Source organism: Streptomyces sp. NPDC059256, from assembly GCF_042753785.1.
Taxonomy (GTDB): Bacteria; Actinomycetota; Actinomycetes; order Streptomycetales; family Streptomycetaceae; genus Streptomyces.
Genome location: NZ_JBHYZO010000005.1, coordinates 1 through 16,755, shown reverse-complemented (window position 1 = coordinate 16,755; position 16,755 = coordinate 1). Strand labels below are relative to the sequence as shown.

Here is a 16,755-nt window from a genome sequence, read left to right as displayed (position 1 = left end):
GCGTCCGCTGTCCCCCGCCGACCGAGGGGCATAATCGGTGAGCTATGCCCATCCCTGAAGGAGCCCCCCATGACCCCGCCCGTCGTCCAGTCGCTGCGGGAGCAGATCCGCGCGCACATCGTGGAGGGGATCGTCAGTGGCCGCTGGAAGCCGGGAGAGCGGATCGTCGAGCGCGGCATCGCCACTGAGCTCCAGGTCTCCCAGACCCCGGTCCGAGAGGCGCTCCGCGAGCTGGAGAGCCTTCGGCTGATCGAATCCGCGCCCAACAAGGGCGTCAGGGTGCGCAATCTGACCGCTGCCGACCTGGAGGAGAGCTATCCCGTACGGGCGGGGCTTGAGCAGATCGCGGCGGAACTCGCAGCCGAGCACCTTGCCCGGGACTGCTCGACGCTCCAGCCCCATGTGACCGCGCTGTACGCCGCCGACCAGGCGGGTGACTCGGCCGGCCAGGTCCGCCATACGGTCGCCTTCCACCGGGAGTTGGTACGAGCCGCGGACAACGCGGTCCTGCTCCACACCTGGGAGGGGCTCGGCATCGAGGTCTTCACCGCTCTGTCGATCAGATGGCTGGGTACGGTCCAGCAGTCCTACGCGGAGGAGCACGAGGCGCTGGTGGAGGCTTTCCTACGGCGTGATCCGGACATCGGTCTCCTGGTGAAGGCGCATGTGCTCGGGTGCGCGCCCCGCGCGTAGTCCGCGATCTCGCGGGGCTGTCGGGGTCCCTGACAGCCTGCTGTTTTAGGCCGGCTCAACGTTTCTGTTCGAGGCTGTGGGCATGGTCCGTGTCCCCCGGCAGGCAGGCTGCCCAGCCGGTCTCCCCACTGGTGTCGTTCGGCCACCGGGTCCCGCCCCTTCGCACCGACGGGAGGGGCGCGGCCCCTGGCGGTCGGGTCCGAAGGCCGTCTGCTCCGGGTCGTCGGGGAGGCACGGGCCCGCGGTGCATGAGGCTCTCGGCCACCCCACCCGTCGTGCTCTCGGCCATTCCGCCGGCCGTGCGGTAGGGCGTCCTGGAGAACGCACCCCGGCCGACCCGCCCAGCCAGTACGCTCCCACGGAGCACAGCTTCCCCAGTGCCCTCTGCTGTCGGGCCAGCAACAAAGCCCTGCTCAGGGCCGGGAAACGCGGCACCGGGTGCCGTTTCACGGGGCACGGAATGCCAATTTCGCCCCTCGGAGTATTTTTATCTCCGAATACTTTGATCGATCATCGATCAGAGGCTTACAGTCACCTTCGGGGTCAGCCCCCACCGCCCTGTCCTGCCAGACGAGGCAGCCCCATCACCCCCTGTTACACCACCTCCCAGTCCGGAAGGCGGCGATCATGACCGACCCCCTAGGCAAGCTTCCGAGCGAGCTCGACCAGCTCCCGGACCGTGACCGTGAGGAGACCGCCGAATGGGCGGCCTCCCTCGACGCCGTTACACAGCATGCCGGCCCGCATCGCGCCGCGTATCTGATGCGCCGCACCCTCCAGCACGCAGAGGCCGCCGGCATCCCGGTGCCCCGGTTGCTGGAGACGGACTATGTGAACACCATCCCGACCGCCGCCGAGCCCGCCTTTGACGGCGACGAGGCGTTGGAAGCACGGATCACCGCGTGGAACCGCTGGAACGCGGCTGCGATGGTCACCCGAGGCTCCCGGCTCGGCGTGGGCGGCCACATAGCCACTTTCGCCTCTGCTGCCTGGCTCTACGAGACGGGCTTCAACCACTTCTTCCAGGGCAAGGAGCGGAACGGCAGCGGCGACCAGATCTATGTCCAGGGCCATGCCTCGCCCGGCATCTACGCCCGTGCGTTCCTCGACGGCCGGTTGAGCGAAGCGCACCTGGACAACTTCCGCCAGGAAGCCGGCGGCGAGGGTCTGCCCTCGTACCCCCACCCGCGCCGACTGCCCTGGCTGTGGGAGTTCCCCACGGTTTCCATGGGTCTTGGGCCGCTCTCGGCCATCTATCAGGCGCGTTTCAACCGTTATCTCCACAATCGCAAGATCAAGGACACCTCGGCCTCTCATGTGTGGGCCTTCCTCGGTGACGGCGAGATGGACGAGCCCGAGTCGACCGCGGCCCTCGCGCTCGCGGCCCGGGAGCAGTTGGACAACCTGACGTTCGTCATCAACTGCAACCTCCAGCGCCTCGACGGGCCGGTGCGCGCCAACTTCAAGATCGTGCAGGAGTTGGAGGCGCAGTTCCGCGGCGCGGGCTGGAACGTCGTCAAATCGCTCTGGGGCTCCGCCTGGGACGAGCTGTTCCAGCTCGACACCACGGGCGCCCTGCTGCGCCGGCTGCGCGAGGTGCCGGACGCCCAGTTCCAGACGTACGCCACACGGGACGTCGCGTACATCCGTGAGCACTTCTTCGGTACCGAGCCCGCCCTGATCGAGCTGGCGCGAGTCATCGGGGACGCCAAGATCGCCGAGTGCTTCTACACCTCCCGCGGCGGCCACGAGGCCCGCAAGGTGTACGCCGCCTACCGGGCCGCGATCTCGCACAAGGGCGCGCCGACCGTGATCCTGGCGCAGACCGTCAAGGGCCACACCCTCGGCAAGGGCTTCGCGTCCAAGAACGCCAACCACCAGATGAAGAAGCTGACGGTGGACGAGTTCAAGTGCATGCGGGACCTGCTGGAGTTGCCGATCCCCGACAGCGCCTTCGGCGACGGTCTGGTGCCCTACGGCCACCCCGGCGAGGACTCCCCCGAGGTGCGCTACCTGCATGAGCGCCGTGCGGCGCTCGGCGGACCCGCGCCGGCGCGACGCGTGCACTCCGTGGCCCTGCCGGCCCCCGAGGAGCGTGCGTTCAAGACCCTGGAGAAGGGCTCCGGCAAGCAGGAGATGGCCACCACCATGGCCTTCGTCCGGCTGGTCAAGGACCTGATGCGGGACAAGGAGACCGGCCGCCGCTGGGTGCCGATCGTGCCCGACGAGGCCCGCACCTTCGGCATGGAGTCGCTGTTCCCGTCAGCGGGCATCTACTCGCCGCTGGGCCAGACGTACGAGCCGGTCGACCGCGACCAGCTGATGTACTACCGGGAGGCCAAGGACGGCCAGATCCTCAACGAGGGGATCACCGAGGCCGGTTCGATGGCCGACTTCATCGCCGCCGCCACGTCGTACGCGACACACGGCGAGCCGATGATCCCGTTCTACATCTTCTACTCGATGTTCGGCTGGCAGCGCACCGGTGACCAGATGTGGCAGCTCGCCGACCAGCTCGGCAAGGGCTTCATCGTCGGTGCGACCGCGGGCCGCACCACCCTGACCGGTGAGGGCCTCCAGCACGCGGACGGCCATTCGCAGCTGATCGCCGCCACCAACCCGGCGTCGCTCAACTACGACCCGGCGTTCGCGTACGAGATCGCGGTGATCGTCAAGGAGGGTCTGCGCCGGATGTACGGGGAGAACCTCCCCGGCGAGGACCCGAACGTCTTCTACTACCTGACCGTCTACAACGAGCCCAAGCCGCAGCCCGCCATGCCCGAGGGGGTGGAGGAGGGCATCATCCGCGGCCTCTACCGCTTCAAGGAGGGCGTGGCCGCCTCCGCCGACTCGCCGCGGCTCCAGCTGATGGCCTCGGGAACGGCGATCCACTGGGCCCTGGAGGCTCAGGAACTGCTCGCCGCCGAGTGGGGTGTCACGGCCGACGTCTGGTCGGCGACCTCCTGGGGCGAGCTGCGCCGGGACGCGTTGGAGGCCGATGCGGCCCTGCTCCGCGGGGAGCAGCGCACGCCGTACGTCACCCAGGCGCTCAGCGGGGCGCCGGGCCCGGTGCTCGCCGTCAGCGACTGGATGCGCCAGGTGCCTGACCAGATCAGCCAGTGGGTCGAGCAGGACTGGTCCTCGCTGGGCACCGACGGCTTCGGCCTGTCGGACACCCGGCCTGCGGCGCGGCGGCACTTCGGTGTCGACGCCCAGTCGGTCACGGTCGCGGCGCTGGCCCAGCTGGCGCGGCGCGGCGAGATCTCGGCCTCCACCGTCAAGGAGGCGCGCGAGCGCTACGGTCTGTGATCGCATCTCCCGCTGGTCGGGGGCGATGGCACGGAGAGTGAGAATTGAGGGGCGTCCCGCAGGTATCGGGGGCGCCCCTTGACCTTGACACCGTGTGAACCCGTGGACTGAGGGAGTCATGTTCACCATCGGAGACTTCGCCAGGCACGGGCGGGTATCGGCCCGGATGCTGCGCCACTACGACGCGATCGGGTTGTTGCGCCCGGAGCGCACCGACCCGTTCACGGGCTACCGCCACTACGGGGCGGCCCAGCTCTCCCGCCTCAACCGGATCATCGCCCTCAAGGACCTCGGCTTCACTCTGGACCAGGTGGGGCGCATCCTGGAGGAGAAGGTGAGTACGGAGGAGCTGCGCGGGATGCTCGTACTGCGGCGGGCCGAGTTGGAAACGGCGATGGCCGCGGCTGCGGTCACGCTGGGCCAGGTCGAGGCGAGGCTCCGGACCATCGAGAGCGAGGGGCGCATGCCCACCGACGACGTCGTCATCAAGTCACTGCCCGCCGTGCGGGTCGCCGAGCTCACGGCAGTGGCCGAGAGTTATGCGCCCGAGCACATCGGCCCGGTCATCGGCCCCCTCTACCAGGAGTTGTTCCGTCGGGTGGAGTCGTCGGACATCACTCCGAGCGGCCCGGGCATCGCGTACTACGAGGACTCGCCGGAGGGCGACGGCACGATCGTGGTCCACGCCGGGGTGACGGTCACGGCAGGCCCCAGGGCCGGTTTGGACTTCGCGATCGTGGAGCTGCCGGCGGTCGAACGCGCGGCCACCGTCGTGCACCGAGGATCGATGCAGTCGGTGATGCCCACGGCGCAGACACTGGCCCGCTGGATCGACGCGGGCGGCCATCGTTCGGCCGGTTATGCGCGTGAGGTCAGTCTGGAGTGCCCGCCCGACCCGGACCAGTGGGTCACCGAGCTCCAGGAACCGCTGGCGTAGTCCGCGCCGGCCCGCGCGATGATGGGACCATGCGCGCTGCTCGGCTGATCAAGATGGTGCTGCTCCTTCAGTCCCGACCGTCCATGACGGGCGCCGAACTGGCCCGGGAGCTGGAGGTCTCGGAGCGGACCGTGACCCGGGATGCACTCGCCCTGTCGGAGGCGGGCGTCCCGGTGTACGCGGATCGAGGCCGAACGGGCGGGTACCGGCTGATCGGCGGCTATCGCACCCGATTGACCGGGCTGGGTCGCAGCGAGGCCGAGGCGCTGTTCCTCTCGGGCCTGCCGGGGGCACTGCGCGAAATGGGGTTGGCGGACGCGGCGTCAGCGGCACGGCTGAAGGTGTCCGCTGCCCTGCTGCCCTCGGTCCGTGACGCGTCACGCAGTGCCGCGCAGCGCTTCCACCTCGATGCCCCCGGCTGGTACCAGGAACCGAAGACGCCTCCGCTGCTCCCGGCGGTCGCCGAGGCGGTGTGGGACGACCGTCGGGTGTCGGTGGTGTACCGCAATCGCAAGGGCGTGGAGGTGCAGCGGGAGCTTGAGCCCTATGGCCTCGTCCTCAAGGCGGGGATCTGGTACCTCTGCGCGCGGGTCGAGGGTTCTTACCGGGTGTACCGGATCGACCGCTTCGAGTCCGTCGGGGACATGACGGACAGCGAGGTCTTCGTCCGGGACGAGACGTTCGACCTGCCCGAGTTCTGGATGGAGCGGGCGGCGCAGTTCGCGCGTTCCATCCTGCGTACGGAGATCGTGGTGCGCCTCACCGAGCAGGGCGCCCATCGACTGCCGTACGTCACGGACCGGGCTGCCGCCCTGGAGGCCCTGGCCGCGGCGGGGCCCGCCGATCCCGATGGTCGGACGACCGTACGGCTGCCCGTCGAGTCCCCCGAGGTGGCGTACGCCCAACTGTTCGCGCTGGGGGCGGAGGTGGAAGTGCTGGAGCCCCTAGAGCTGCGTGAGGTGTTCGCCGCGGTGGCGCGGCGGATGGCCGATCTCTACGGACGGCCGTGAGGGGTACGACGCCCGGCCGTACCCCGTGGAGTCAGAAGGCCGGCCGGTTACCGGTAGTCGGCCGTGTCGGGGGAGCCTCCGGCGCGCTCAGCGAGGATGTAGCTCCAGACGTCCGGCCTGCTGCCGTCGGCATCCGTGAGGTCGTACTCCTTGGCCAGTTGTCCGCTGTCCAGGGACTGTCCGTTCCACCGGGCGCGTTCGGGGTCAGCGGCGAGCGCGGCGACTCCGCGGCCCAGGTAGAGGGGCGATTCCGAGAGCGACCAGTGCGGCTGGGCCTCGGTGCCCTCGCGCCAGTTCTCCTCGGTGAGGCCGAAGGTGTCGAGCATCTCCTCGGAGCGGATGAATCCCGGGGTGACCGCCACCGCCGTGCCACCGACCGCCTTCAACTCCTCCCCCAGGACGAAGGCCATGCGGATGGGCGTGTTCTTGGCCAGGTCGTAGTAGAAGTTCTCCCGGAAGCCCTCGTTGGTCCGGGCGGTGCCGTCGGTGACCTCGATGACGAGCCCGCCCGGCCTGCGGACCAGCAGGGGCAGTGCCACGCTGCTGGTGATGATGTGACTGCGGACCCCTAGATCGATCATCCGTAGTCCACGGTCGAGGTCGATGTCCCACATCCGGGTGTCGAAGTCGAGCAGCGCGTTGCCGCCCCAGATGTCGTTGACGAGGATGTCGAGCCGGCCCTGCTCGCGTTCGATCCGGGTGACGAGGTCCCTGACCTGTTCCACCTGGAGGTGGTCGGTGGGCACCGCGATTCCCGTGCCGCCCGCTGCGGCCACCAGTTCGGCCGTCTCCTCGATGGTCTCCGTCGGTCGGCCCATCTCGCTGACCCGTTCGCGGGTGGTGCGTCCGGTGACGTAGACGGTCGCGCCCTGCTGTCCGAGTTGCACGGCGATGGCCCGGCCGGCGCCCCGGGTGGCCCCGGCGACCAGAGCGATCCGCCCGGTGAGCGGGGGTGCGTCCGCTGCTGTGTTCTTCGTCGTCATGGGAAGGACCGTCGCACGGATACCGGACATCTTCTGTCGGGGATTGCGCTCCCGCGGGGAACGAGGAGTGAATCTCCTTCGAAAGAACCCTTCGAAATCCTCATCACTTCGGTGGCTCGGCGTGCGCCGCCCCCCGCCAACCACGATGCTGGACCCGTGATGGACGAGACGGAGTTCTGGGAGATCGTCGACAGCACCCGCGAGGCCGCCGAAGGCGACCCCGAAGACCATGCCGACCTGCTGGTGGAACGGCTGATGCAGCTCGACCCCGACTCCGTGCTGGACTTCGCCCGCCACTTCGAGGCCCGCTACAACCGGGCGTACACCTGGGAGCTGTGGGGAGCCGCCGCCTTGCTGCTCGGCGGGGCCAGCGACGATGCCTTCGACTACTTCCGCTGCTGGCTGATCGGGCAGGGCAGGGAGGTCTTCGAGGGCGCGGTGCACGAGCCGGACGCCCTGGCCGAACTCCTCGAAGACTTCGACGACGACATCGACGGGGACGGCGAGGAACTGGGGTACGCGGCGGACGAGGCATATGAGCAGCTGACCGGCGTCGTCGCACCGGACCTGGGGATTCCACCCCAGCCAGCGGAGCCGCTGGGGTCGGCCTTCGACCTCGACGACGATGCCGGGCTGGCCCGCCGCTTCCCCCGGTTGTGGGAGCGGTTCGGCACGGACTGAGTCGGCTGGGGCGGGCAGCCCGCGATCAGTACGGCTGGACGGTGTCCGAGCGCAGGGTGCGGCCCATGATCACGTCGTCGACGTACCGCCCGCCGAGGAAGAACTCCTCCGGCAGCACTCCCTCCACCGTGAAGCCCTCGGACTCATAGAGCGCGCGGGCGGGCGTGTTGTGTCCCAGCACCCGCAGGGTGATCCGCACGGCTCCCTGCTCCCGCGCTTGGCGACAGGCCGCCCGCAGCAGCGCCCGGGCCACCCCGCGCCCCCGTGCCTTCGGGGAGACGGCGAGTCCCTGTATCTGGCGCACGTGCTGGTTGGAGGCGAGAGAGGTCGGCGGCACAAGCCGGATGTAGCCGATGACCGGACCGCCCGCGCCCCCCGCCGACGGCGGCACTCCCGTCTCCCCGTCGTGCCCGTCCTTCGGTGTCGCCACCTCTTCCGCGACGAGGTAGTCCTGCGGACGGTGGTTGGAGTCGAAGAAGGAGTCGTACGGGGGCAGGGGCCGCGGGGTCACGGCGTGCAGGGTCGACCAGGTCTCCACGTCGAGAGCGGTGAGGGAGGCGTCATCGGCGAGCAGGGCGGGGCGTATGTGCGACTCGGGCATGACGGCAACTGTGTCATGAGGGGTTCGGAGGGCAGGATGGGCTCATGCGTATCGCGGTCACCGGCTCTTCCGGACTCATCGGCGGCGCCCTGGTGCGCTCACTGCGCGCGGACGGGCACGAGGTGGTGCGCGTCGTGCGCCGCCCCTCCCGGTCCGGGGACGAGGTGGAGTGGCAGCCGAACCGTCAGTACGTGGATGTGGCGGGTCTGGTGGGGTGCGAGGCGGTGGTGAACCTGGCGGGCGCGGGCATCGGCGATCACCGCTGGACCGACGCGTACCGCAAGGAGATCAGGGACAGCAGGGTGCTGGGCACGGCGGCGCTGGCGGAGGCCGTGGCCTCCCTTGACACGCCCCCGCGGGTGCTGCTCAACGGCAGCGCGGTCGGCTACTACGGCGACACCGGCGACCGGGCGGTGGACGAGAGCGCTCCGCCGGGCACCGGTTTCCTCCCCGAGGTGTGCGTGGAGTGGGAGGAGGCCGCGGCCCCGGCCGAGGAGGCGGGGGTGCGGACCGCGTTCGCCCGCACCGGGCTGGTGGTCGCTCGCGAAGGCGGCGCCTGGGCGCGGATGTTCCCGCTGTTCAAGGCCGGGCTCGGCGGAAGGCTGGGCGACGGCCGGCAGTACTGGAGCTTCATCTCCCTGCACGACGAAGTGGCCGCGCTGCGCCACATCCTGGACACGGACGCACTGTCCGGCCCGGTGAACTGCACGGCCCCGGACCCGCTGACCAATCGCGAGATCACCGCGGCCATGGGGCGCGTACTGCACCGACCGACCCTGTTCGCGGTGCCCGCGGTGGCGCTGAAGGCGGCGCTCGGGGACATGGCGGGCGATGTGCTCGGTAGTCAGCGTGCCGTGCCGGCGAAGTTGTTGGACTCGGGGTTCTCCTTCGCGTTCCCGGGTATCGATGCGGCCATCGGGGCAGCGCTGCGCTAGGACGTGCCATCGCGGCGAGCCACGTCACCGCGGTGTCCGTCCGTCGGCTTGGGGCGCCCCGGCCCTAGAGACCTTCCCTCGGGCCCCGTCGGGTTCGCCGGCCCTGACCGTGGGGGCTCGGTACGAACGGCGGGGCGGTCATGAACCCCTCGCGGCCCTCCAGCGCATGCCCCGGCAGCATGACCAGCGCGGTCGTTCCGCCGGATTCGCCGGGACGCAGTTGGACCCGGGTGCCGTGGCGCACGGAGAGCCGGCCCACCACCAGGAGGCCGAGGCGGCGGGAGACCGAGACGTCCACCGTAGGTGGCGAGGCCAACCGGTCGTTGATCTCGCCGAGGTCCCCTGGCGACAGCCCGACGCCCTTGTCGTGGATCTGGACCAGGAGCCGTCCGTCGGGCAGATCGTGTCCCGTGACCTTGACCCGGTACTGCGGGGAGGAGAACGAGGTGGCGTTCTCCAGCAGTTCACCGAAGAGGTGTACGAGGTCGCTGACGGCCCGACCCGTGACCTCTGCCACCGGCACCGATTCCAGTTCGATGCGCTCGTACTCCTCGATCGCGGAGGCCGCGTCCTTGAGCACGTCCACCAGGGGCACCGGCCCGACCATCTCGCGTCCTGCTTCCGCACCTGCGAGGACGAGGAGGTTCTCCCCATTGCGACGTATCCGGGTCGCCAGATGGTCGAGCGTGAACAGTGACGACAACTGGTCCGGGTCCGCTTCCCTCGATTCCAGGGTGGAGATCAGCGAGAGCTGGCGTTTGATCAGCAGCTGGTTGCGGCGGGAGAGATTGACGAACAGGTCGTTCATGAGTTCCCGCGCATCGGGTGGATCGGGCTCGCTCACGGCGGGCTCCACGGGGGCCGGCCGCCCTCGTCCCCCGGCTCGCCTCTCCTCCTGCGGGCCGCCCCCCGGCTTCGGCCTGAACCGACGCCACCAGCCGCGCGCCGGTCCAGGATCCGAGGAGGTTCGATCCGTCCGTACTGCTTGTACCGCTGTCCAGTGCCGCTCCAACTCCGCCTCCAATTCCAGTTCGGCCTTCCGTAACGCGAACTCCGTTCGAACCCGCGCGTCCTCGATGAGCTGCTGGGTCTTGAGTGCGTGCGCCAACTCCTCCAGATGGAGCTGGACGAGTGCGCCGAGCCGGTCCCGTTCGGCCGCGGCCTCTTCGAGTTCCCTGCGTACGGCTTCCCTGCGTACGGCCCCGATCTCGGCGGCCCGGTCGGCGTGCTCCCGCAGCGCCCGCAGGCTCGTCTCGGCCGCGCCCCGCAGCTTCTTCTCGATCTGGAGCTCGGTGCGCAGCTCCCATACGGACCGCTCGGCTTCCGCCGCCCTGCCCTCGGCCTCCTTGAGCGCGTCCTGAAGTACGTACACCTGGTGCCGCCGCGGTTCCCGTACCGCGCAGGCCGCGTAGTACTGCTCCCGGACGGAACAGACGACCTCCGGCCGCAGCGCCCGGCCGGTCTTGCTCTCCACCGCCGCGTCAAGGCGGGCCAGGAAGGCGATCTCGGGGAGCCGTTCGCCGTTCAGATAGCGCGACAGGGTCGCGGGTGTCACGCCCAGGTGCTGCTCCAGCTCGACCAGCGTCATGTTCAGGATCGTGTAGAACTCGCGCAGTCTGATCGCCCAGGCGGCGATCTCCGGTTTGAGCTCCGGGTCCAGCTTCTTGAGCGGCCGTCCTCGGCGTGTTTCCTGCATCCCCCGCAACAACTCCCCTTCCAGCGCTGCCAGTCGACCAATCTTCCCGGACGACGGGAAGATCTTTTGTTGCTTCTGGCGCAAGATTGACGGCCCCGCGAACGTCGAGGTGCGAGAAGGACAAGACGAGGCACGACGGAAGGGGAAGTGGATCAGGTGGGGATGGTGAAGGCGATCGTCGAACTGAGCGCCGCAGTGATCCAGTTCGCGGCGGCAGTCCTGGGGACGGGGCTGGTGTGGCGGGCGGTGCGCCTTCGGCGGAACGGGGACGCGTCGTCGGACGGCTCCTGAACCGGGACGGCGTCGGGCCAGGGCGGTTTGGACTGGCCCCGCGCCGGGCGCGTGCGCCCCCTGCGCTCCGGTGCCCCGCCACACGCGCGCACCCCCGGCCGGGTGCCCCTGCCTACTCTCGTACTGAACTCGGGTATTCCAGGGGCCTGACGGGGGCGAGATCCTCCCGTCGGCCGTGCGACCTCGGGGAGGGGCACGTGCTCATCAGCACCGCTCACCACAAGGACCATGCGGACGTCATCGTCGTCGGAGCCGGGGTCGCTGGACTCTCGGCCGCCCACCGGCTGATCAGCGCAGGACTCAGTGTCAGTGTGCTCGAAGCCGCTCCGCGGCCGGGTGGGCGCATGGCCACGGAGGAGGTCGACGGCTTCCGCCTCGACCGGATCGGACAGTTGCTCAGCACCTCGTACCCGGGCCTTTCAGACCAGAACGGCACCACGGACGTCGAGCTGCGGCCCTTCGCTCCCGGTGTGCTGGTCCATGCCGGGGGACGGCTGCACCGCATGGGCGAGACCGTCCGCAGACCAGGTCAACCGGGGAGCGCACGGGGCGCACTGACCGTGGCGAGAGCGCTTGCAAGCGCTCCCAGGCCCTTGGACGAAGCCCGGCTGACCGCCTGGCTCGCCAGACTCGCCGGCACCTCGACCGCGCGGCTCGCGGCCCGGCCTGAGCGGACCGCACTCGCCTCGCCGTCGAGCCGGGGGCTGCCGGCCCGTACTCTCGATGGATTTCTCCGGCCCTTGTTGTCGGCGTTGCTCTGTGATCCGGAGCTGACCACGTCGAGCCGTAGCGCCGATCTGGTGCTGCGGGACTTCGCCCGTGGCCGGCTCGCCGTCCCGGCGGGCGGTGCGGCGACCCTGCCGGAGCACCTCGCCGCGACGCTGCCCCCCGGGACCCTCCTGACGGGCGTACGGGTCAAGGAGGCATCCATCAACCGGGTGAGCACCGAGGAGTACGGCGAACTCACCTGCCGCGCCCTCGTCGTGGCCACCGGTGCGCAGGAGGCCGCCAGACTGCTGCCGGGGCTGCGGGTGCCTCCGTTCCACGAGGTGACCGTGGTGCACCACACGGCGCCCTCGGCACCACCGACGGGGGCTTCGCTGGTCCTCGACTCGGAACGGATCGGTCCGGTCGCACACACGGCGGTGATGAGCGAGGTCGACCCTTCCCGCGCCCCCGAGGGACGGGTACTGATCACCTCCACCGTGCTGGGACCGCCCCCGCCACAGCTGGAGCAGTCCGTGCGGGTGCAGCTGACCCACCTCTACGGCATCCCCACGGACGACTGGGAGGTACTCGCCGTGCACCGCAGTCCGCAGGCGGTGCCGGCGATGCCCCCACCGCACGACCTCCGTCGGCCGGTACGGGTGCTGGCGGGGCTCTACGTCTGCGGCGACCACCGCACCACCAGCACGGTCTGGGGGGCCATGCACTCGGCCCGAAGGGTGACGGAGGCGATCCTCCAGGACTTCGCCGTGCGCCGTCCGGGATTGCCGCCACTGCCCGCCGCCGCCTGAGCCCGCCAGTGGCCGAAACCAGCCGGTTCGGTTGCACCCTCCGTGGCCCTGTGGATCACGGCGGCGACACCGCGGTCTCGTGGATCACGTCCGGTGTCGACGGTCCGATGTGCGGACCGTCGACACCGGACGGTCCGCACCGCCGGTCCCTCACCCGTAGGCGGCGACCCGGTCGCGGTAGTTCCGCACGGCTGCGGCATCCCGGTAGGGCTCCAACCGCCGCTCGAAGTCCCGCACGTACTCCGTGGCCCGCGCGGACCTCATCTCCGACGCCTGCTGGGCCGCCTCCGCGCCCAGCGCACAGGCTTGGTCCAGCTCTCCGAGCCCCAACCTGGCGGAGGCCAGCACCACCCGGCAGAACAGCCTGCTGCGGGCCAGACCGGGCGGACGCAGTTGGAGGGAGCGCTCCGCGTGCTGCACGGCCTGCCGGTACTGCTGGAGGTCGCGGTGGCAGTGTCCGAACTCGTCGGCCAACTGCGCCTCGTCGAAGAACCGCGCCCAGTGCGGCACCTCGTCCCCCGAGCGCGCCGCTTCCAACGCCCTCTCGGCCCGGACGAGCGAGGCGGCACAGGCCCGTCCATCGCCGAGCACGCCATGACCGCGTGCCTCGACGGCGTGCAGCAGTGCCTGGACCGCCGGTGGCGCCGAGTGACCCACCCCCTGTTGGGCGACCCTGGTCAGCTGGACGGCCTCCCGGCCATGGCCCAGATAGATCGCCTGCCGACTCATGGCGACCAGCACATAGGCGCCGTACGCCCGGTCCCCCGCCGCCTGGGCGAGCCGAAGGGCCTGGACGAAGTACCGCTGGGCGAGGCCGTGGGCAGCGATGTCGTACGACGTCCAGCCGGCGAGCCGGGTGAGATCGGCGACGGCGCCGAAGAGCCTGCGCCCGGTCGCCTCGCCGTAGCTGCCGCGGAGCATCGGCTCGGCCTCGTGCTCCAGGTAGCGGACGAGGGCCTGTCTGGCGTGCCCCCCTCCGTAGGCGTGGTCGAGGGTGCGGAACAACTCCCCCACCGAGCGCAGGGCCGCGATGTCGCCGCTGGAGACCCGCTGCCCCGGTCCCCGATCGGTGCGGTCGAAGGCCCGCTGGCGGGGCAGGACGCCCGGGCCCGCCTGATGGGGCACCCGTACGCCGATGGGGCCGCTCTCGGGGCGGCCGACCCGCTCGTCCGGTCGACCGATGAGCCAATCCCGGCTCGGCACCACGAGCCCGGCGGGAGTGAATGCGATCTTGCGCAGTTCCCCGTGACTGCCCGAGTCCTTGCGCCACAGTCCGCTGACGATGTCGACGGCTTCCTCGGGGGTGGCCGCGAACTCCAGTCCGGCGTAGACGGGGGCACAAGCATCGAGCCCGAGGTCCTGCGCGGACAGGCGTCGACCGAGCCGCCGGGTGAAGACCTCGGCGATGAGGGCGGGCGTGGTGCCGCGTGGCTGCTGGCCACGGAGCCAACGGGTGACGGACGTCTTGTCGTAGCGGAGGTCGAGGCCGTGCTCAAGACCTAACTGATCCACTCGGCGGGCGAGTCCCGCATTGGAGAATCCGGCTTCTGCGATGAGTGCGGCAAGCTGGCGGTTGGGGATGCGCTGCGAGGGTCGTTCCGTCATCAGCTGTGCGATCTCCTGCCTTCCGGGCCGGTCCAGCCCTCATGGAACGGCGTGAATGTAGCGGCCCTTACCGCGAGTACCGCCGCCTTCGCCCCAAATTCATCCGATCGTGTGAGGATTCATGGTGAGACTGACGGTCGTACCGCCCCGATAGGGCTCCCAAGGGCCGCCGTACAGTGGCTGGGGCGTAGGGAGTGCAGGTATGCGCCAGATGTGGTTCAAGGGAAAGTCCAAGGGAAAGGCAGTGCCGTGAGTGAGCTGCGGTTCGTCCGGCTGGGCTTCGGCGCCGAGGCGGTGGAGTACCAGGAGGCGTGGCAGAAGCAGCGCGAGGTGCACGCCCAACGCTTCGAGGACGAGATCCCGGACACCTGTCTGCTGCTGGAGCACCCCCCGGTCTACACCGCGGGGCGCCGCACGCTCGACAGCGAGCGCCCCTTGGACGGCACTCCGGTGATCGACGTCGATCGTGGCGGAAAGATCACCTGGCACGGGCCGGGACAGCTGGTGGGCTACCCCATCATGAAGCTGCCGCGACCGGTGGACGTCGTGGCCCATGTGCGTCGCCTTGAGGACGCGCTGATCCGCGCCTGCGCGGAGTTCGGTGTGCAGACGAGCCGGGTGGAGGGACGCAGCGGTGTGTGGGTGCTGGGTGATCCCGTCGAGGACCGTCCGGCGATCGGCGGTCTGTCGCTCGACTTCGACCCCCGGCTGCACGACGACGAGTTCGACCCACGGCTGAACGGCCCCGAGTACGCCCCGTCCAACGCGGGCCAGCGCCGTGAGGACCGCAAGCTGGCGGCCATCGGCATCCGCATCGCCAAGGGCGTCTCCATGCACGGCTTCGCCCTCAATGTGAATCCGGACAACACCTGGTTCGACCGGATCGTGCCCTGTGGCATCCGGGACGCGGGCGTGGCTTCGCTCGCGACGGAACTCGGGCGGGACATCTCCGTCGCCGAAGTGCTTCCGGTGGTGGAGCGGCATCTCAAGGAGGTCCTGGAGACGGCCGAGCCGGCTCCGCGGGCGGTCGGGAGTGACGTCTGAACACCGAGAATCCCAGCGGAAGGGGAATGGACCCTGCTGACCCCGGGTTGGCTGGAAGTAGGGCCACACAAATGACGGGCGTACCCTGGTGTGCGCCGCAGAATCACATGCCGCGATAGCAGAAAGGGGCGCCGACGTGTCCGCTGTCGCACCCGACGGACGCAAGATGCTGCGCCTGGAGGTCCGGAACAGCCAGACCCCCATCGAGCGCAAGCCCGAGTGGATCAAGACCCGGGCGAAGATGGGTCCCGAGTACACGAAGATGCAGCAGCTCGTCAAAAGCGAGGGCCTGCACACCGTGTGCCAGGAGGCCGGCTGTCCCAATATCTATGAGTGCTGGGAGGACCGCGAGGCGACCTTCCTCATCGGTGGCGACCAGTGCACCCGACGTTGCGACTTCTGCCAGATCGACACGGGCAAGCCGCAGGCGCTCGACCGTGACGAGCCGCGTCGAGTGGGCGAGTCCGTCGTCACGATGGACCTGAACTACGCCACCATCACCGGTGTCGCCCGTGATGACCTGGAGGACGGCGGAGCCTGGCTTTACGCCGAGACCGTGCGCCAGATCCATGCGATGACGGCGGAGCGGGAGAGCGGGCAGACCAAGGTCGAGCTGCTGATCCCCGACTTCAACGCGGTCCCCGAGCAACTGGCGGAGGTCTTCTCCTCCCGCCCCGAGGTGCTCGCCCACAATGTCGAGACCGTGCCGCGGATCTTCAAGCGCATCCGTCCCGGTTTCCGTTACGAGCGCTCGTTGGAGGTCATCACACGCGCCCGTGAGGCGGGGCTGGTGACCAAGTCCAACCTGATCCTGGGCATGGGCGAGGAGCGGGCAGAGGTCAGCGAGGCGCTGCGCCAGCTGCACGCGGCCGGCTGCGAGCTGATAACGATCACGCAGTACCTGCGGCCTTCGGTGCGCCACCACCCGGTGGAGCGCTGGGTGAAGCCGCACGAGTTCGTGGAGCTGAAGGACGAGGCCGAGGAGATCGGCTTCTCCGGCGTGATGTCGGGGCCGCTGGTGCGCTCGTCGTACCGGGCGGGCAGGCTCTTCGGCCAGGCCATGGAGCGGCGGAGTCGAGCGGCAGTGTAGGTGGGGGGTCAGCCGAGGAACGAGACTGGCACCCCGCCGCAACAAGGCGAGACGAAGCGCGACCCAACACACAGCACGGCGGAGTCGAGCGGCGGTATAGGTGGGGGGTCAGTCGAGGAACGAGGCTGGCACCCCGCCGTAACAAGGCGAGACGAAGCGCGACCCAACACGCGGCACGGCGGAGTCGAGCGGCGGTGTAGGTGGGGGGTCAGCCAAGGCCCCCCAAACAACACCGCTGGCACCCCGCCGTAACAAGGCGAGACAGCCCCTAAAGGGTGTTGCAGAAGGTCCGTTTCGGGCAGGCCGGAGTGGTGCTTGGCCTGCTGTTTCACCGTGTCATGGCGAGGTTGTGCATGGCGGCGA

The 16,755-nt window shown here is 69.8% G+C and carries 14 protein-coding genes; 10 read left to right on the top strand and 4 right to left on the bottom strand.

Annotated features, from left to right (window positions below):
- The first annotated feature begins 69 nt into the window (after positions 1-69).
- From ACFXJL_RS14010 to ACFXJL_RS13995, 4 genes are all read left to right on the top strand, one after another.
- Positions 70-693 (top strand): GntR family transcriptional regulator, encoded by a 624-nt coding sequence (locus tag ACFXJL_RS14010; RefSeq protein WP_329017684.1) that lies wholly within the window; start codon positions 70-72, stop codon positions 691-693.
- 627 nt (positions 694-1,320) lie between these two features.
- Complete coding sequence (aceE, locus tag ACFXJL_RS14005) at positions 1,321-4,002, top strand: pyruvate dehydrogenase (acetyl-transferring), homodimeric type (RefSeq protein WP_384692200.1); 2,682 nt, start codon at positions 1,321-1,323, stop codon at positions 4,000-4,002.
- 118 nt (positions 4,003-4,120) lie between these two features.
- Complete coding sequence (locus tag ACFXJL_RS14000) at positions 4,121-4,939, top strand: MerR family transcriptional regulator (RefSeq protein WP_384692197.1); 819 nt, start codon at positions 4,121-4,123, stop codon at positions 4,937-4,939.
- A 29-nt stretch (positions 4,940-4,968) separates the two neighbouring features.
- Positions 4,969-5,949, top strand: a complete 981-nt coding sequence (locus ACFXJL_RS13995; RefSeq protein WP_384634604.1) for a helix-turn-helix transcriptional regulator — start codon at positions 4,969-4,971, stop codon at positions 5,947-5,949.
- A 47-nt stretch (positions 5,950-5,996) separates the two neighbouring features.
- Here the strand turns inward: ACFXJL_RS13995 and ACFXJL_RS13990 are convergent, their stop codons facing one another.
- Positions 5,997-6,932, bottom strand: a complete 936-nt coding sequence (locus ACFXJL_RS13990) for an SDR family oxidoreductase (protein ID WP_358882254.1) — start codon at positions 6,930-6,932, stop codon at positions 5,997-5,999.
- A 159-nt stretch (positions 6,933-7,091) separates the two neighbouring features.
- On the opposite strand from ACFXJL_RS13990, the gene ACFXJL_RS13985 reads away from it, so the two are divergent.
- Positions 7,092-7,613 (top strand): DUF4240 domain-containing protein, encoded by a 522-nt coding sequence (locus tag ACFXJL_RS13985; protein ID WP_358882263.1) that lies wholly within the window; start codon positions 7,092-7,094, stop codon positions 7,611-7,613.
- A gap of 25 nt (positions 7,614-7,638) precedes the next feature.
- Here the strand turns inward: ACFXJL_RS13985 and ACFXJL_RS13980 are convergent, their stop codons facing one another.
- Entirely contained in the window at positions 7,639-8,214 is a 576-nt protein-coding gene (locus tag ACFXJL_RS13980; protein ID WP_384692192.1) for a GNAT family N-acetyltransferase, read from the bottom strand.
- Between the two features lie 44 nt (positions 8,215-8,258).
- On the opposite strand from ACFXJL_RS13980, the gene ACFXJL_RS13975 reads away from it, so the two are divergent.
- Positions 8,259-9,149, top strand: a complete 891-nt coding sequence (locus ACFXJL_RS13975) for a TIGR01777 family oxidoreductase (RefSeq protein WP_358882252.1) — start codon at positions 8,259-8,261, stop codon at positions 9,147-9,149.
- A 64-nt stretch (positions 9,150-9,213) separates the two neighbouring features.
- Here the strand turns inward: ACFXJL_RS13975 and ACFXJL_RS13970 are convergent, their stop codons facing one another.
- A complete protein-coding gene (locus ACFXJL_RS13970; RefSeq protein ID WP_384692189.1) occupies positions 9,214-10,845 on the bottom strand; it encodes an ATP-binding protein in 1,632 nt (543 codons plus the stop codon).
- 147 nt (positions 10,846-10,992) lie between these two features.
- On the opposite strand from ACFXJL_RS13970, the gene ACFXJL_RS13965 reads away from it, so the two are divergent.
- Both ACFXJL_RS13965 and ACFXJL_RS13960 read left to right on the top strand, forming a co-directional pair.
- Positions 10,993-11,136 (top strand): hypothetical protein, encoded by a 144-nt coding sequence (locus ACFXJL_RS13965; protein ID WP_384634591.1) that lies wholly within the window; start codon positions 10,993-10,995, stop codon positions 11,134-11,136.
- 197 nt (positions 11,137-11,333) lie between these two features.
- Positions 11,334-12,653, top strand: coding sequence for an NAD(P)/FAD-dependent oxidoreductase (locus ACFXJL_RS13960; protein WP_384692184.1), 1,320 nt, complete (start codon positions 11,334-11,336; stop codon positions 12,651-12,653).
- 150 nt (positions 12,654-12,803) lie between these two features.
- On the opposite strand, the gene ACFXJL_RS13955 is transcribed toward ACFXJL_RS13960, so the two are convergent.
- Positions 12,804-14,258 carry a regulator gene (locus ACFXJL_RS13955; protein WP_384634588.1) on the bottom strand — a complete coding sequence of 485 codons (1,455 nt, stop codon included), beginning with the start codon at positions 14,256-14,258 and terminating at the stop codon, positions 12,804-12,806.
- 249 nt (positions 14,259-14,507) lie between these two features.
- Here ACFXJL_RS13955 and lipB point away from each other — a divergent pair, with 249 nt between their 5' ends.
- Both lipB and lipA read left to right on the top strand, forming a co-directional pair.
- On the top strand, positions 14,508-15,302 hold the full coding sequence (gene lipB, locus ACFXJL_RS13950; RefSeq protein ID WP_384692181.1) for a lipoyl(octanoyl) transferase LipB: 795 nt from the start codon (positions 14,508-14,510) through the stop codon (positions 15,300-15,302).
- A 136-nt stretch (positions 15,303-15,438) separates the two neighbouring features.
- Positions 15,439-16,392: a lipoyl synthase gene (gene lipA / locus ACFXJL_RS13945; RefSeq protein WP_358879477.1), complete on the top strand. Its 954-nt coding sequence runs from the start codon at positions 15,439-15,441 to the stop codon at positions 16,390-16,392.
- Positions 16,393-16,755 lie beyond the last annotated feature (363 nt).

What these genes read in the sequence shown, in the direction of transcription:
- ACFXJL_RS14010 (WP_329017684.1), top strand. Translation starts at nt 70, where the DNA reads ATGACCCCGCCCGTCGTCCAGTCGCTGCGGGAGCAGATCCGCGCGCAC.
- aceE (WP_384692200.1), top strand. Translation starts at nt 1,321, where the DNA reads ATGACCGACCCCCTAGGCAAGCTTCCGAGCGAGCTCGACCAGCTCCCG.
- ACFXJL_RS14000 (WP_384692197.1), top strand. Translation starts at nt 4,121, where the DNA reads ATGTTCACCATCGGAGACTTCGCCAGGCACGGGCGGGTATCGGCCCGG.
- ACFXJL_RS13995 (WP_384634604.1), top strand. Translation starts at nt 4,969, where the DNA reads ATGCGCGCTGCTCGGCTGATCAAGATGGTGCTGCTCCTTCAGTCCCGA.
- ACFXJL_RS13990 (WP_358882254.1), bottom strand. Translation starts at nt 6,932, where the DNA reads ATGACGACGAAGAACACAGCAGCGGACGCACCCCCGCTCACCGGGCGG.
- ACFXJL_RS13985 (WP_358882263.1), top strand. Translation starts at nt 7,092, where the DNA reads ATGGACGAGACGGAGTTCTGGGAGATCGTCGACAGCACCCGCGAGGCC.
- ACFXJL_RS13980 (WP_384692192.1), bottom strand. Translation starts at nt 8,214, where the DNA reads ATGCCCGAGTCGCACATACGCCCCGCCCTGCTCGCCGATGACGCCTCC.
- ACFXJL_RS13975 (WP_358882252.1), top strand. Translation starts at nt 8,259, where the DNA reads ATGCGTATCGCGGTCACCGGCTCTTCCGGACTCATCGGCGGCGCCCTG.
- ACFXJL_RS13970 (WP_384692189.1), bottom strand. Translation starts at nt 10,845, where the DNA reads ATGCAGGAAACACGCCGAGGACGGCCGCTCAAGAAGCTGGACCCGGAG.
- ACFXJL_RS13955 (WP_384634588.1), bottom strand. Translation starts at nt 14,258, where the DNA reads ATGACGGAACGACCCTCGCAGCGCATCCCCAACCGCCAGCTTGCCGCA.